General features: G+C 63.1%; 16 protein-coding genes, 1 pseudogene and 1 riboswitch. Of the genes and pseudogenes, 9 read left to right on the top strand and 8 right to left on the bottom strand.

The genetic code is table 11. From position 1 onward, the window contains the following. Positions 1-21 precede the first annotated feature (21 nt). The 5 genes from gfa to AC07UC_RS20535 all read left to right on the top strand — a co-directional run bounded on the left by gfa (position 22) and on the right by AC07UC_RS20535 (position 3,602). Positions 22-591: an S-(hydroxymethyl)glutathione synthase gene (gfa, locus tag AC07UC_RS20555; RefSeq protein WP_140773265.1), complete on the top strand. Its 570-nt coding sequence runs from the start codon at positions 22-24 to the stop codon at positions 589-591. Positions 592-654: 63 nt separating this feature from the next. Beyond that, positions 655-1,122 carry a YaiI/YqxD family protein gene (locus AC07UC_RS20550; RefSeq protein ID WP_202322121.1) on the top strand — a complete coding sequence of 156 codons (468 nt, stop codon included), beginning with the start codon at positions 655-657 and terminating at the stop codon, positions 1,120-1,122. Between the two features lie 30 nt (positions 1,123-1,152). Beyond that, the gene (locus AC07UC_RS20545; protein WP_140773262.1) at positions 1,153-1,830 is read left to right on the top strand and encodes a DUF1345 domain-containing protein; all 678 of its coding nucleotides are present in this window, start codon (positions 1,153-1,155) and stop codon (positions 1,828-1,830) included. A gap of 97 nt (positions 1,831-1,927) precedes the next feature. After that, complete coding sequence (locus tag AC07UC_RS20540; protein WP_140773260.1) at positions 1,928-2,809, top strand: cytochrome b/b6 domain-containing protein; 882 nt, start codon at positions 1,928-1,930, stop codon at positions 2,807-2,809. A gap of 1 nt (position 2,810) precedes the next feature. Then, entirely contained in the window at positions 2,811-3,602 is a 792-nt protein-coding gene (locus AC07UC_RS20535) for a molybdopterin-binding protein (RefSeq protein WP_140773259.1), read from the top strand. Positions 3,603-3,686: 84 nt separating this feature from the next. Here the strand turns inward: AC07UC_RS20535 and AC07UC_RS20530 are convergent, their stop codons facing one another. From AC07UC_RS20530 to AC07UC_RS20510, 5 genes and pseudogenes are all read right to left on the bottom strand, one after another. Further along, a complete protein-coding gene (locus tag AC07UC_RS20530; RefSeq protein ID WP_494907239.1) occupies positions 3,687-4,115 on the bottom strand; it encodes a hypothetical protein in 429 nt (142 codons plus the stop codon). A 112-nt stretch (positions 4,116-4,227) separates the two neighbouring features. Continuing rightward, positions 4,228-5,229: a hypothetical protein gene (locus AC07UC_RS20525; RefSeq protein WP_494907238.1), complete on the bottom strand. Its 1,002-nt coding sequence runs from the start codon at positions 5,227-5,229 to the stop codon at positions 4,228-4,230. A 147-nt stretch (positions 5,230-5,376) separates the two neighbouring features. After that, the gene (locus AC07UC_RS20520) at positions 5,377-5,517 is read right to left on the bottom strand and encodes a DoxX family membrane protein (protein WP_494908968.1); all 141 of its coding nucleotides are present in this window, start codon (positions 5,515-5,517) and stop codon (positions 5,377-5,379) included. A gap of 109 nt (positions 5,518-5,626) precedes the next feature. Continuing rightward, entirely contained in the window at positions 5,627-6,199 is a 573-nt protein-coding gene (locus tag AC07UC_RS20515) for an NADPH-dependent FMN reductase (protein ID WP_494907237.1), read from the bottom strand. Positions 6,200-6,314: 115 nt separating this feature from the next. Continuing rightward, positions 6,315-6,539 (bottom strand): annotated as a pseudogene (locus AC07UC_RS20510) (IS3 family transposase); the annotation flags it as partial. A 68-nt stretch (positions 6,540-6,607) separates the two neighbouring features. Here AC07UC_RS20510 and AC07UC_RS20505 point away from each other — a divergent pair. From AC07UC_RS20505 to gcvP, 4 genes are all read left to right on the top strand, one after another. Continuing rightward, entirely contained in the window at positions 6,608-6,793 is a 186-nt protein-coding gene (locus AC07UC_RS20505) for a hypothetical protein (protein WP_494907236.1), read from the top strand. A 100-nt stretch (positions 6,794-6,893) separates the two neighbouring features. Beyond that, positions 6,894-6,980, top strand: a riboswitch (glycine riboswitch). A 149-nt stretch (positions 6,981-7,129) separates the two neighbouring features. Continuing rightward, positions 7,130-8,230, top strand: a complete 1,101-nt coding sequence (gene gcvT / locus AC07UC_RS20500; protein ID WP_494907235.1) for a glycine cleavage system aminomethyltransferase GcvT — start codon at positions 7,130-7,132, stop codon at positions 8,228-8,230. 5 nt (positions 8,231-8,235) lie between these two features. Beyond that, on the top strand, positions 8,236-8,604 hold the full coding sequence (gene gcvH / locus AC07UC_RS20495) for a glycine cleavage system protein GcvH (RefSeq protein ID WP_140773246.1): 369 nt from the start codon (positions 8,236-8,238) through the stop codon (positions 8,602-8,604). Positions 8,605-8,622: 18 nt separating this feature from the next. Then, positions 8,623-11,433 (top strand): aminomethyl-transferring glycine dehydrogenase, encoded by a 2,811-nt coding sequence (gene gcvP / locus AC07UC_RS20490; RefSeq protein WP_494907234.1) that lies wholly within the window; start codon positions 8,623-8,625, stop codon positions 11,431-11,433. On the opposite strand, the gene AC07UC_RS20485 is transcribed toward gcvP, so the two are convergent. From AC07UC_RS20485 to AC07UC_RS20475, 3 genes are all read right to left on the bottom strand, one after another. Next, positions 11,434-12,609 carry a GGDEF domain-containing protein gene (locus AC07UC_RS20485; RefSeq protein WP_494907233.1) on the bottom strand — a complete coding sequence of 392 codons (1,176 nt, stop codon included), beginning with the start codon at positions 12,607-12,609 and terminating at the stop codon, positions 11,434-11,436. Between the two features lie 169 nt (positions 12,610-12,778). Further along, on the bottom strand, positions 12,779-13,252 hold the full coding sequence (locus AC07UC_RS20480; protein ID WP_494907232.1) for a hypothetical protein: 474 nt from the start codon (positions 13,250-13,252) through the stop codon (positions 12,779-12,781). Between the two features lie 160 nt (positions 13,253-13,412). Further along, the gene (locus AC07UC_RS20475) at positions 13,413-14,246 is read right to left on the bottom strand and encodes a PA3715 family protein (RefSeq protein ID WP_494907231.1); all 834 of its coding nucleotides are present in this window, start codon (positions 14,244-14,246) and stop codon (positions 13,413-13,415) included. Position 14,247 lies beyond the last annotated feature (1 nt).

The following is a 14,247-nucleotide window of genomic DNA, read 5'->3' as shown; positions in this document are numbered from 1 at the left end:
CACAACTGGGAGGAGAATGGAATGGCGGAGAAACTGCACCCGAAAATCGACAATGGCCTGCCCAAGGAAAGCGCAAGCTTTGCCGGCGGCACGCTGGTCTGCGCCTGCACCAGCAAGCCGGTCAAGGTGAAGGTCAAGGGGCAGATCGCCCACAATCACGCCTGCGGCTGCACCAAATGCTGGAAGCCGGAAGGTGCCGTATTCTCGGTGGTTGCCGTTGCTGGTACCGGCGACGTCACCGTCACCGAGAACGGCGACAAGCTCAAGGTGGTCGACCCCAGCGCGCTGATCCAGCGCCACGCCTGCACCGGCTGCGGCGTCCACATGCACGGACCGGTCGAGCGTGACCATCCGTTCAAGGGCTTGACCTTCATCCACCCCGAGCGTTTCGAGGAGGACGGCTGGTCGCCGCCGGGCTTCACCGCCTTCGTCTCATCGATCATCGAATCCGGCGTCGATCCGAAGCGGATGGACGGCATCCGGGCGCGGTTGAAGACGATCGGGCTGGAGCCCTATGACTGCCTCAACCCCGGCTTGATGGACTATATCGCCACCTGGACGGCGAAGAAGTCCGGCGCCCTGCCGGCCTGAACGCTGTAAGATTTCAGGCAGGGGCCGGACATGTTTCCGGCCCCTGTCCGTTTCGGAGAGACAATGACCGCACCCGCCATCTACGTCGACGCCGACGCCTGCCCAGTCAAGGCCGAGGTCGAGAAAGTCGCCGAGCGCCTTGGCATCGTCGTCACCTACGTATCCAATGGCGGCTTGCGGCCATCGCGCGATCCGATGATCCGCAACGTCGTCGTCTCCAAGGGAGCTGACGCCGCCGACGACTGGATCGTCGAGAACGCCAAATCCAACGATGTCGTGGTGACTGCTGATATTCCGCTCGCGGCCCGCGCCGTGGCGCTGGGCGCCCACGTGCTTGGCCCCACCGGACGCCCATTCACACCCGAAACCATCGGCATGGCGGTGGCCATGCGCGACCTCAAGCAGCATTTGCGCGAGACCGGCGAAAGCAAGGGCTACAATGCCTCCTTCGCACCGCAGGACCGCTCGCGGTTCCTCGGCGAACTCGACCGCATCTTGCGGCGCGCCCTGAAATCCGCCACACCGAGCTAGAACAGAGCGCCATTCAGGGTCGGAACCACCATGGCTGCCGAAATCCCCGTGCAAAAACCCATGCAGCGCCACATGCTGTTCGCCATGTCCGCGTGTTTCGGCGCGCTTGCGCTGCTTGTGGCGTTGCTGCTGCACGCCCCGCTCGCCTACTCGATCGGCGCCAACGCCTTTTTCGCCACTTACGTCATTCTTGTCGTCAGCCAGATGCCCAAATTCACCGGCAAATATCTGAGCAAGAATGCGCGGGCCACCGATCAGCCGGTGCTGGTCATCTTCGCCGTCACGCTTGTCGTTGTCGGCGTCGCCCTTGTCTCGTTGTTCCTGCTGATCAACCAGAAGGACAAAGGCCACCCGGTCGAACTTGGCTTCGCGCTGCTGTCGATCCCACTCGGCTGGTTCACTATCCATGCCATGGCGGCACTTCATTATGCGCATGTCTATTGGATGGACGGCGACGAGGTCGACACCAAGACCAAGACAAAAATCCCGGTCGGCGGATTGCTGTTCCCGGGTGACAAGCGTCCGGAAGGCTGGGATTTCCTCTATTTCTCGGCGGTCATCGGCATGACGGCGCAGACCGCCGACACGAACATCTCGACGACGCATATGCGTTGTGTCGTGCTTGTCCATTCCATCCTGTCGTTCTTTTTCAACACGGTCATCGTCGCCGCGGCCGTCAATCTCGCCGTCAGCCTTGGTGGTCCGTAATAAATCCGTGATCGGATGAAACATCGGTTTGGATCGCGACGTATCAGGAGGACAATGAACGCGCAGGCCACGCCGCGAGGCCGGGAGACGAGACAAGATGGAATCCGTTGCCAGAAGCCAATCCGCCACCGGACCGGATGCTCCCGCGTCGAGTGACAGCACACTGATCTATCGCCAGTCGCGCTGGACACGGCTGACGCATTGGATCTGGGCCATCTCGCTGTTCTTCATGCTGCTTTCCGGCCTGCAGATCTTCAACGCCCGGCCGCAACTCTACATCGGCAAGCAATCCGGCTTCGAATACAACAACACCATTTTCGAAATCGGCGCCGCGAACACCGATGCCGGTCCGCGCGGTTACACCGAGATCTTCGGGCACCGCTTCGACACGACGGGCGTTCTAGGCTGGTCGGGTCCGCCAGGCAACGAAACGGCGCGCGGCTTCCCGTCCTGGGCAACCATTCCCTCCTACTATGATCTCGGCACCGCCCGCGTCGTGCATTTCTTCTTCGCCTGGATCCTGACGACGACCTTGATCGTCTGGCTGGTCGCCAGCCTGATCAATGGCCATATCAGGCGCGATCTCGCCCCGCGCCTCGACGACCTCAAGCGGCTACCGCGGGACATCGTCGACCACGCCAGGCTGAAATTCCACCACACACGCGAATACAACACGCTGCAGAAGATGGCTTATGGTGGGGTGCTGTTCGTGCTGTTGCCGCTGATGATCATCACCGGCCTCGCCATGTCGCCCAGCATGAATTCGGTGCTGCCGTTCCTCAACGAGCTACTCGGTGGCCGGCAGACGGCGCGTACCATCCATTTCACTGTCATGCTGTTGCTCGTCGGCTTCTTCATCATTCACATCCTGATGATCCTGGCCGCCGGCCCGATCAACGAACTGCGCTCGATCATCACCGGCTGGTACCGCACGGACCCTCCCGCGCATGACGATAAGACGACCGAAAGGAGTGCCTGAGATGGCCAAGTTCCAGATCAGCCGCAGAAAATTCCTGACCGCCGCCAGCCTTGGCACCTCGGGTATCATGCTGTCGGGATGTGACGCTTTCGACAGCCAGCTGAGCATCGGCAGTGGGCTGCGCAGCTTCCTCGAAAATGCCAATGGCCTGACATATCGCGCGCAGCGCTTGCTTGCCGGACGTGACGCGCTGGCGCCGGAATTCACCGAGGCCGATATCCGCCAGCCGCAGCGGCCGAACGGCGTCACCGCCCCTGACGATGACACCTACAAGGGCCTGCTTGCCAACAATTTCGCCGACTGGCGGCTGGAAGTCTCGGGACTGGTTGAAAAGCCGCTGTCGCTCAGCCGCGAGCAGCTTCAGAACATGCCGAGCCGCACCCAGATCACCCGTCACGACTGTGTCGAAGGCTGGAGCTGCATCGCCAAATGGACCGGCACGCCGCTGTCGCTAGTGCTCGACCAGGCGGTGGTCAAGCCGCAGGCGCGCTATGTCATGTTCCATTGCCTCGACACGATCGACCGCAGCCTGTCCGGCGACATCAAATATTACGGCACGATCGACCTCATCGACGCCCGCCACCCGCAGACGATCCTGGCCTATGGCCTGAACGGCAAGCCGTTGCCGGTCGAGAACGGCGCGCCGCTGCGTGTGCGCGTCGAGCGCCAACTCGGCTACAAGATGCCGAAATATCTCTACAAGATCGAACTGGTCGACAGCTTCGCCAATGTCGGCGGCGGCCGCGGCGGCTATTGGGAAGACAATGGCTACGACTGGTACGGCGGCATCTGACCCGCATCCCAAAAAGAGGATCGGCCCGTGGAGACCACGGGCCAATGACCAACGCTATACTGTGTTTTGCGCCCCCGGCTCAGCTCAATAGCCGGCGTAGATCCACTGACAATTGTTGTAGGAATCACAGCTGTAGTACCAATAGCCGTCGCTGCGCGCGGTTTCACCGTTCGACGTCGCCATACTGGCGACGGCATCGGCCTTCTTGACGTCGGCGCCCATGTCCTTGGCCATCTTGGCCATCTTGCCGGTGTCCATCAGCGTCGGCTTGCCGTCCTTCACCTTGGCGCCCTGCTCGGCTACCGGGCCGGCCTGGGCCAGCAGTCTGGCGGCGACGAGCATCGCCTCGCCATCCTTGTCGGCCTTGGCGATGTTGGCCAGCGCCACGGCTGTTTCAACCTTGGTGCGGGCATCGGCCTGTTGTTCCGGCGTCATCCCGCCGGCAAAGGCCAGCGTTGTCGAGCCAAGGCCGGCGGCAAAGGCAAGCACAAGCATCTTCCGAAATGCGGTCATGTGTTGTTCTCCCCCTGAGAGTGGACGTCCCCACCCGACACTAGAGGAGTTTCATGGCCGGCGAACCCTATCGAAACCGAGAGGGAGTGACGCGCAGCGTACGCTTGTTCTTTCAGGCAACCTTGTCGAGCAGCGGCTTCAACGCCGGATGAATCTCCGGCGAGGCATGCTTGATCAGGGTCAGCAGCGCGCGCTCGTTCTCGTAGAGAGGACGGTTCGCCCCGATATGTTCGACCAGCCATTTGGCTTCCCCGGCATCGATCGTCTCGGCGCGACGGGCCAAAGCCTCGGCTGCCCTGTTCTTGGCTTCCCATTCCGCCTCGATATCGTCCGGGGACCGGTAGGCTTCGATGATTCCGGCAAGGCCGCCGGAGACCATGCGGCTGAAGAAGCCGCCGATTTCCGGATCGGCGTGCTCGAGGAAGGTTTCCTGGCGCAACGCCACATCGCGAGTCGGGGCTTCATAGCCGGCCGAGCACATGACGAAATTGGCGATCGCCTTGACGAACAATTCGTTCCAGGACGGATCGTTCTTGGCCTGGGCGGTCTGTTCGTTGATCCTGAACAGCACCTCGGCCTCGCTCCGGGTGATGGCGATGTTACCGTCGCCGCCATGGGCGTGGAGGATGCGGCGCAGCAGCTCGACTTCCGCCCTGGCGATCAGTCCGGGCACCAGCGCGCCGCCCAACATCAGCGGCCCCTTGCCGTCGATGACGGCGTGCGCAACCTGCTCCAGCGCATAGACGCAGAGCTTGCTCGGCGAGGATCTCGCCTCTTCCAGCACATGGACCAGCAATTCGAGTTCGGTGCGGCTGTCGACCATGCCGTCGCGCGAGATGGTGCGGACGAGCCAGTCGGCATTGTCCTGCGAGATATAGCCCGACGGCTTCTCCTGATGGACGATGTAGTCGGTCACCGCCTCGACGAAGAACGGCGCCCAATCCGCGCATTTGTCCCGCGCCGTCTGGTCGAGCGCGAACAACGCCTCGGCCTCGCCTCGCGTCACCACGCCATCGGCGAACACCTCGCGGCGCAGCATCACCACGTCCTCCGAGGCAATGCGGTTCTTCGAGGTCAGCCCCGCCACCGGCGCGCTCATGATCAATTCGCCCATCGTCGTCCCCGTCCGCCCCAAAGCGTTACATCGGCCTTCTATATCAGGAGTGTCTTGAAAAACCGGCAAACGGCGTGGTTAGCGAAGACTTGTCGGCCAATGCATGTCGCCCAAAAGTGGGCAGCGGTTCTGGGAGAACGACATGCATCAAAACAAGGATCTAGACCAGGAGTTGAAGAACGCGACGGTCCCGCGAATGGTGAACACGCGCCACTTCAGCATCGCATGCGCAACGAACATGACCCCAAGGCAAAGTCGAATGAGCAATACAGCGTAGGGCGCGATCACAAGATCGATCACGAAAACCTCTGTGACAGGGCTGCCGCCGATCAGTTGGCAGCCGCGACCGCACCGAAAAACACAACGCAGCGACTGCGCTTAGACACTTGAAACGTCGTCAGGCGTCTTTGGGAAGCACCTGAAGGACCCGTGCAATAAACATATGGAACTCGGCCATGTAGGTGCGCAAAAACTGCTCGGTGGATTCAACCGTCACTTCGCCGCTGTCCGTGATCAGGCCCGGCGTGAACTGTATGTAGGCTTCCGGAGCATTCATCTGCGGCGAATTGCAAAAGCTCAGCACGCTGCGCAGGCTCTGCTGGGCCACGGCGGTTCCAATAGTTCCCGGTGATGTCCCAATGACGGCCGACGGCTTGCGAGCGAAGGAATTCTTGCCATATGGGCGGCTCGCCCAGTCGATCGCGTTCTTCAGCCCGCCTGGGATCGAGCGGTTATACTCGGGTGTTATGAAAAGCACTGCCTCCACAGCGGTGATGGAGTCTTTGAAAGTACGCGCGACAGGTGGAAAGTCAGCATCGTAGTCGTAGCTGTAGAGCGGCAAATCCTTGAAGGAAATCTCCGACATCTCAAGCTCTGGCGGGGCGAGTTGCACGAGTGCTTTTGCAAGCTTGCGATTTATCGATGCCTTGGCGAGACTACCGATCAGGTAGCCGACCTTGTGTGTGGTCATGAGGCCCTCCAGGGTTTCCCACCGACCCAGAAACAGTATCCGCTTAATCAAGGACAGGCGCCAGTTAAATTCCTTCAGATTGGACTGCCCCCGGATTGGCAGACAATTCCCAGCCTCACGCCGCGGCGCTTTGGAACGCCTTGGGACTGACGCCGCCGAGATGGCTGTGGCGACGGGTTCGGTTGTAGAAGACTTCGATATAATCGAAGATGTCAGCCCGGGCGAGGCTTCGGGTTTTGTAGATGCATTTTCGGATGCGCTCCTTCTTCAGGCTGCTGAAGGATGATCCCGCGACGGCGTCGTCCCAGCAATTGGCGCGTCTGCTCATGCTCGCCGACAGGGCTTACGGTTCCGCCGCCTTCCGACGGGCTCTGGCCAACAAGGGCATCGCTCCATGCATCCCGCCCCATGCCAGCCATCGCATCCAGCACGAATACGATCCCATTCTACCGACAGCGCCACAAGATCGAGAACATGTTCGCCCGGCTCAAGGACTGGCGGCGCATCTACACACGATACGACCGATGCGCGCACACCTTCCTCTCGGCAATCGCCTTCGCCACAACATTCATCTTCTGGATCAACGAGTCCTGACCCTAGCTAACGCGCGGCGCGCTTTAGATGTCGCAGGGAGGTGACAAGGTGTCGCCGGCGGGCTATGGATGGCGCGTCGAGGACTTGAGGTTTTGAGTCCTACCTGTTTGCGGGAGAGAGCAGCGAGAGCTGCCGCCGAAGGGGAAATCGCCCGAAATCTCTCAGGCAAAAGAACCGTAGACGGGAAAGACACTCTGGAAAGTCGGGGCTTGCCCCCGCGCCGAAGGTGTAAGCGCCGCTGACAGGGTTCCGGCTGCGCGAGTCTCTCAGGCTTCAGACAGAGGGGCACGGACTGGTCGCCATTCGCGGCCGATTGCGTGCGACTCTGGAGACGACATGACGGGCGACGACTCAAAACACCTTCCCCTCGAGGATATCCACACAGCCGCCGGTGCGCGCTTCGGCGCCTTCGCCGGTTGGTCGATGCCGTTGACCTACCCGGCCGGCGTCATGAAGGAACATCTGCATACCCGCGAACATGCGGGCCTGTTCGACATCTCGCACATGAAACTGTTCGAGGTCAGCGGACCGCAAGCGGTCGCGCTGCTCAACCGTGCCTGTCCGCTGGATGCCGGCGCGCTCGAAATCTCGCAATCCAAACTGACGTTCTTCCTCAATGAGGCAGGCGGCATCCTCGACGACCTGATCGTCACCCGTCTCGGCGCCGACCGCTTCATGGTCGTCGCCAATGCCGGCAATGCCGTCGCCGACGAAAAGCATCTGCGCGAGCTGGCCGCGAATTTTAACGTGAAGGTCGACCCGCTCGACCGCGTCTTCCTGGCCATCCAGGGACCCGAGGCCTGGGCCGTGCTGTCTCGTGCCGGCATCGAGACCGGTTCGCTGCTGTTCATGCACGGTGTCGAACCGCGAAAGAACTGGTTCATGAGCCGGTCCGGCTATACCGGCGAGGACGGTTTCGAGATCGGCCTGCCCGAGGCCGATGCGCGCGACCTTGTGGCGAAGCTGCTCGAGGATGAACGCGTGCTGTGGATCGGCCTTGCCGCGCGCGACAGCCTGCGGCTGGAAGCGGGGCTTTGCCTGCATGGCCAGGACATCACGCCGGAGACCGACCCGGCGGCGGCCGCGCTGATGTGGGCAATCCCCAAGGACATCCGCGCGTCCGGCGCCTTCATCGGCGCGGACGCCCTGCGCGCCGCCGTGGAACGCGGCCCAGCGCAAAGGCGTGTCGGCCTGAAGCCGGAAGGCCGCCAACCGGTGCGCGCTGGTGCTGCCTTGTTGGACGCCGACGGCAATCCCGCCGGCCATGTCACATCGGGCGGCTTTGGCCCCTCGGCTGGCCACCCGGTCGCCATGGGCTATGTCGCCGCAGCGCTGGCAAAGCCCGGCACACGGGTCTTCGCCGACGTGCGCGGCACGAAAATCCCTGTCGATATCAGTTCCCTGCCCTTCACCCCTCATCGCTACCGCAAAGGATAGACCGCATGGCAAAGACCTATTTCACATCGGATCACGAATGGCTCCGCGTCGAAGGCGGCATCGCCACCGTGGGCATCACCGACTACGCGCAGGAGCAGCTCGGCGACCTCGTCTTCGTCGAACTGCCGGAAACGGGGAAGAAGCTGACCAAGGGCGATACCGCCGTCGTGGTCGAATCCGTCAAGGCGGCCTCCGACGTTTACGCGCCGGTCGACGGCGAGATCACCGAGGCCAACGGCACGCTGTCTTCCGACCCCTCGCTGGTCAACTCGGCGGCAACCGGCGCCGGCTGGCTGTGGAAGATGAAGCTTGCCGACGAAAGCCAGCTCGCCGGCCTCATGGATGAGGCCGCCTACAAAGCCCATATCGGCTGATAACAGGATTTTAAGACGATGAGCGCAGCACTTACCCCCTTCTCGGCCCGCCATATCGGTCCTGATGTCAGCGACGTCAGAGCCATGCTTGCGGTGATCGGCGTCCCCTCTGTCGAGACGTTGATCAGCCAGGCCGTGCCGCAATCGATTCGCCTCGACCTGCCGCTGGCCCTGCCGGCGCCGGCGAGCGAAGCCGAAGCACTGGCCGAATTGTCGGCGACAATGGCTGGGAATACCGTGCTGAAGAGCTTCATCGGCGCCGGCTATCACGGCGTACACGTGCCGCCGGTCATCCAGCGCAATCTGTTCGAGAATCCGGCCTGGTATACGGCCTATACCCCCTATCAGGCCGAGATCAGCCAGGGCCGCCTGGAAATGCTGTTCAATTTCCAGACGCTGGTCACCGAACTGACCGGCCTGCCGGTGGCGTCGGCCTCGCTGCTCGATGAGGCAACCGCTGTCGCCGAAGCGGTCGGCATAGCGCTGCGCCACCACCGCGACAAACGCACCAAGGTGGCACTTGCCGGCACGCCGCATCCGCAGACGCTGGATGTGGTACGCACCCGCGCCGAACCGCTCGGCATCGAGATCGACGGCGAGACGATCGACGACAACACGGCTGCCCTGCTCGTCTCCTGGCCCGATACGTCAGGCGTCTATGGCGACCACAAGGCGGCGATCGACAAGGCCCGGGCCACCGGCGCACTGGTCGTCTTCATCGCCGATCCGCTGGGCCTGACGCTGACCGATGCGCCGGCGAAACTCGGCGCCGACATTGCCGTCGGGCCGATGCAGCGCTTTGGCGTTCCGATGGGCTTTGGCGGCCCGCACGCCGCCTATTGCGCCGTCTCCGACAGACTGACGCGGCTGATGCCCGGCCGCCTCGTCGGGCAGTCGACCGACAGCAAGGGCCGGCCCGGCTACCGCCTCGCCCTGCAGACGCGCGAACAGCATATCCGCCGCGACAAGGCGACGTCCAACATCTGCACCGCGCAGGCACTCCTCGCCAACATGGCGACGGCCTATGCCATCTGGCATGGACCCGCCGGGCTGCAGGCGATTGCCGGGCGCATCCACGCGCTGGCCAACCGTCTGGCAGGCGGCCTCAAGGCGGCAGGCGTGCCGGTGCTCGGCGCCAGCCGTTTCGACACGGTGACGGTGGAGGTAAAGGGCAAGGCCGCTGAGATCGCCGAAGCCGCCGAAAAAACCGGCCGGCTGCTGCGCATGCTTGACGCCGACCATGTCGGCATCAGCTTCGACGAGACCTCGACCGATGCCGATCTCGACGCGATCGCGGCCTTGTTCGGTGCCAAGGCTCAGTCTTCGGCCGGCAGCACGGTGCCCGGCAAGCCGCGTGGAAAAGAGTTCCTGACCCAGCCGGTTTTCAACGAGAACAAGTCGGAAACCGATATGATGCGCCTGCTGCGCCGGTTGGCTGACAAGGACCTGGCGCTCGACCGCTCCATGATCCCGCTCGGATCCTGCACCATGAAGCTCAACGCCGCGGCCGAAATGATGCCGGTGAGCTGGCCAAGCATCGCCAATCTGCATCCCTTCGCGCCATCAGCGCATTCGGCCGGCTATCGCGCCATGATCGGCGAGTTGGAAGGCTGGCTGTCGGAAATCACCGGCTTCGACGCGGTCAGCCTGCAGCCCAATGCCGGCAGCCAGGGCGAATATGCCGGCCTGCTCGCCATCCGCGCCTATCACCGCTCGCGCGGTGAAGGCCACCGCACCGTCTGCCTGATCCCCTCTTCCGCGCACGGCACCAACCCGGCCAGTGCTGCGATGGCCGGCATGAGCGTCGTCGTCGTGCGTTGCCTGGAGGACGGCAATATAGACATGGACGATATGCGGGCCAAGGCCAACGAGCATTCCAAAAACCTAGCGGCGCTGATGTTCACCTATCCCTCGACGCACGGCGTCTACGAAGAAGGCGCCCGCCACCTCTGCGCCCTCATTCACGAGCATGGCGGCCAGGTCTATTTCGACGGCGCAAACCTCAACGCGCTGGTCGCCCTTGCCCGTCCTGCCGATATCGGCGCTGATGTCTGCCATATGAACCTGCACAAGACCTTCTGCATCCCGCATGGCGGCGGCGGCCCCGGCATCGGCCCGATCGGCGTCAAGGCGCATCTGAAGCCCTATCTGCCGGGCCATGTCACCGAAGGCTCGGCGCATGCGGTGTCGGCCGCACCTTTCGGCAGCGCTTCCATCCTGCCGATCACCTGGATGTATATCCGCATGATGGGTGCTGCAGGCCTGAAGCAGGCAACGGAGACCGCCATCATCTCGGCCAACTACGTGGCGACACGGCTCGCGCCGCACTTCCCCCTGCTCTACAAGGGCCGGCACGATCGCATCGCGCATGAATGCATCCTCGACACGCGTGTGCTCAAGGAGAGCGCCGGCATCAGCGTCGATGACATCGCCAAACGCCTGATCGACTACGGCTTCCACGCACCGACCATGTCGTTTCCGGTTGCCGGCACGCTGATGGTCGAACCGACGGAGTCCGAACCCAAGCGCGAGCTCGACCGCTTCTGCGAGGCGATGATTGCCATCGCCGGCGAGGCAGCCAAGGTAGCGAAAGGCGAATGGCCGCTGACCGACAACCCGCTGGTCAACGCCCCGCACACCGCCGCCGAGGCACTGGCCGGCCAGTGGAACCATCCCTATTCGCGGCTGGAAGCGGCCTACCCCGCTGGCGACGCCGACACAGCGGCAAAGTACTGGCCACCGGTGTCGCGCATCGACAATGTCGCCGGCGACCGCAACCTGGTCTGTTCCTGCCCGCCGCTGTCGGATTATCTGGGAGCAGCTGAGTAACTAAGCTGAGCGCAAGGCCGGCTCGACCGGTTCGGCCTTGCCCATCCTCTTGCGGCTGACGACGCAATTTCGGCCGGCGCGCTTGGCCGCGTAAAGCGCGGCGTCCGCCTCGGCCAGAACCTCGTCGAGGCTGCTGCCGTCGGCGCCACCAAAGCCGATGCCGCCGCTGACCGTGCTGCGCAACGGACCGAGCGGGGTGGCGACGATTTCGGTGCCGAAGGCCACCCCGATCTTGCTGGCGAGATCATAGGCCCGCTCTTCCGTCATCCGCGACATGACGACGGCAAACTCCTCGCCGCCCAGCCGAAAGGCGTCGACGCCGGTCCTGGCATATTTCCGGATGACGGCGGCGAATCGGCACAGGACCTGATCCCCTATGGGGTGACCGTAGATGTCGTTCGTCCTCTTGAAGTGATCGAGGTCGAACATGACGATCGCCGCGAAGGGACCGAAGGACCGCTCGCCGTGGAGCGATGTCAACCCACGACGGTTCATCAGCCCGGTCAATGGATCGGTCATCGTCTCGGCCTTCAGCTCGATCTGTGCCTGCAGATGATGCAGCGAGAGCGTCAAGGCGCCGAGGCCGGTCATGCAGGCCACCGCCACGACGGAATTCAGGCGTTCGGCCCAATTGTCGGGCGCCACCCCGAGCGTCCATTGCGCCTTGGCCAGCAGAACCATGCCGCAAAGGGCAAACGACAGCGCACAGGTGCCGCTCAGGAACGAGACCACCAGCAGGATGCGGCGATCATGGCTGCCATTGACCCAGAACATGGCCCCGATCGTCGACAGCAGCACGGTCACCGTCGCGTAAGTGACGATGAAGCCGACACCATCAAGGCCGAGGAGGGTCAAGGCCGCGCAGATTGCCATGGCGGCAAGTGTCGGCACGACCGCACGCTTGTGGTCCGGCACGCCAAGGTACTGCATGGCCGAAATGCAGAGGATCAGGAAGCCCAGGCTGAGCAGCGCCAGCGCGATCTGGCAAAGCAGCGGATCCGGCTCCTTGGAGTATCGCCAGAACAGGATCACATGCGCGACGAGCACGAGGATGCCGCACGCCACCGTCAGCACGAAACGCGCCCGCGGCGCGGTGAACCAGATTGCAAACATGGTGACGGCCAGACAGGTGCCCGACAGCGCGGCCGCGAGCAGGAGCGAACTGAAATCCAGCATATCGGGCGGGGGCCTCTCGAGAGTCGGCGGTTACGCCGCATTCTAGGTCAGCGGCAGCCCTCGATCATGGTTTTCAGCCGATCTTTCGACCGAAGCTGCGGTTAGGGTTTACAAAGCGTCGATACCACCTGTCCCGAAACCGTACCCTTGGCCGTCGCGAGGACGGCCATCAGCCCTTGTTGAGCAGTGCGAGATTGGCGTTCACGACCGTGGGATCGGCCATGCCGGCTTTCGCCTCCAGCAGCAGCGCCCTGGCCTTCTTCTTGTTGCCGCGCAGCAGTTGCGAATAGCCCATATTGTTGACGATCTGCGGTTTGCGGCCGGCGACCTTCAGGAGCTGGCCGTAGGCGCGATCGGCAAAGTCGAAGCGGCCGAGTTCGTCATAGGAGGCGGCGAGTCCCATCCAGGCCTCCGCATTGTCGGCCTTCAGCTCGACGGCCTTGCGGAAATGCTGTTCGGCGAGGCCATAATTGGCGTCGCGAAACTGCGCCTTGCCTTGCGCCAGATCGGACGTATCGACATCCCTGGCGGCCGGCTGGATCGCGGTGGTCTTGGTCGTGTCGACGTTGTTGTTCGTCGTGCACCCGGTGATCATCAAGATGGCCACCATCGTGGCCACCGCCGCAAATTTCGTCTGACGCATGCCCTGCCCCGTCGCCCGATTTGTCGGGTCGTTCTTCAGGGAAAGACACTACAGCACAGCCATTAAGCTTCGGTGCCGAAATGCCCCTAAGATTTGGTTTCCGCAATACTGGCCGTTAACCATTGGGCTGCAAGGCCTCGAACAGGTGCGAACCGCGTTCTTACGGCGGGTCCATTGCCTTGAGCGCGGCCGGAACCGGATAGCGGCTGCCGTCATAGCGCAGCCGGTGGGTCCGGCTCACCGACTTGCCGGGATGCGACTGGCACTCGCCATCCTTGTCGGGGAGCGGCTCGTCGGTATCCTTCCGCTCGACCACGATGATGTCGTGGTAGCCGCGATGGATCTTCGGGCTCATCGCCAGGCTGACCTTGCTGGAATGAAAGGATCCGGCGCAATTGGTGTCGCCTTCGCCGCCAAAGCCGGCCACGGCAAGCCCATCGAGCACCGCGTGCAGCGCATTGTTGGCGATGGCGTAGAGCCGCAGGTCGGTTTCACCAAAGGGATTGGGCTGCGAATGGTTGGCCATGTCGATGCGCAGGCCGAAGGCGGTGACACCGGGCGCCAGCCCATAGCGGCCGGTGTCGAATTCGATGCCGCGGATGGCGATGGCATCGTCGTTCATCAGCTTGGGCTGGAGCAGGCGCTGGCGTATTTGCAGGGTCTTCCTGTCGACGATCAGAAGCTCGATATCGCCGACATGCTGGCCGTCGACGGATTGGACGCTGTCGATCAGCGGCACCGCGACCAGCAGCAGATCGTCGTGGGCGGGCCAGACCTTGCAGACCAGGCCCGGCATACCGTCCTGCGGGTCCGCGAGCGGGATGCTGGTATGCGGTTCGAGCGTGAATGAGCGGCCGTCGGCGCTTTTCTGGACCTTGGGATAGGCCTGCCGCAACAGCGCGGCGGCATCGCCGCAATCGTCGGCCGCGGCCTGCGCCGGCCACAGGCTGGTGGCGGCGAGAGCGAGGGAGACGGCACACAACAGTATTCGCATG

The sequence above is a fragment of the Mesorhizobium sp. GW821-FHT04C10 genome (assembly GCF_059420305.1).
Note: the sequence above shows the minus strand (reverse complement) of the source record. Positions and strands in the feature narration are given on the sequence as shown.

Coding starts and splice junctions, on each gene's coding strand:
- AC07UC_RS20540 (WP_140773260.1), top strand. CDS start 1,928: ATGGAATCCGTTGCCAGAAGCCAATCCGCCACCGGACCGGATGCTCCC.
- gcvP (WP_494907234.1), top strand. CDS start 8,623: ATGAGCGCAGCACTTACCCCCTTCTCGGCCCGCCATATCGGTCCTGAT.
- AC07UC_RS20475 (WP_494907231.1), bottom strand. CDS start 14,246: ATGCGAATACTGTTGTGTGCCGTCTCCCTCGCTCTCGCCGCCACCAGC.
- AC07UC_RS20550 (WP_202322121.1), top strand. CDS start 655: ATGACCGCACCCGCCATCTACGTCGACGCCGACGCCTGCCCAGTCAAG.
- gcvT (WP_494907235.1), top strand. CDS start 7,130: ATGACGGGCGACGACTCAAAACACCTTCCCCTCGAGGATATCCACACA.
- AC07UC_RS20485 (WP_494907233.1), bottom strand. CDS start 12,609: ATGCTGGATTTCAGTTCGCTCCTGCTCGCGGCCGCGCTGTCGGGCACC.
- AC07UC_RS20545 (WP_140773262.1), top strand. CDS start 1,153: ATGGCTGCCGAAATCCCCGTGCAAAAACCCATGCAGCGCCACATGCTG.
- AC07UC_RS20530 (WP_494907239.1), bottom strand. CDS start 4,115: ATGACCGCATTTCGGAAGATGCTTGTGCTTGCCTTTGCCGCCGGCCTT.
- AC07UC_RS20480 (WP_494907232.1), bottom strand. CDS start 13,252: ATGCGTCAGACGAAATTTGCGGCGGTGGCCACGATGGTGGCCATCTTG.
- AC07UC_RS20505 (WP_494907236.1), top strand. CDS start 6,608: ATGCCAGCCATCGCATCCAGCACGAATACGATCCCATTCTACCGACAG.
- AC07UC_RS20535 (WP_140773259.1), top strand. CDS start 2,811: ATGGCCAAGTTCCAGATCAGCCGCAGAAAATTCCTGACCGCCGCCAGC.
- gfa (WP_140773265.1), top strand. CDS start 22: ATGGCGGAGAAACTGCACCCGAAAATCGACAATGGCCTGCCCAAGGAA.
- AC07UC_RS20525 (WP_494907238.1), bottom strand. CDS start 5,229: ATGGGCGAATTGATCATGAGCGCGCCGGTGGCGGGGCTGACCTCGAAG.
- AC07UC_RS20515 (WP_494907237.1), bottom strand. CDS start 6,199: ATGACCACACACAAGGTCGGCTACCTGATCGGTAGTCTCGCCAAGGCA.
- gcvH (WP_140773246.1), top strand. CDS start 8,236: ATGGCAAAGACCTATTTCACATCGGATCACGAATGGCTCCGCGTCGAA.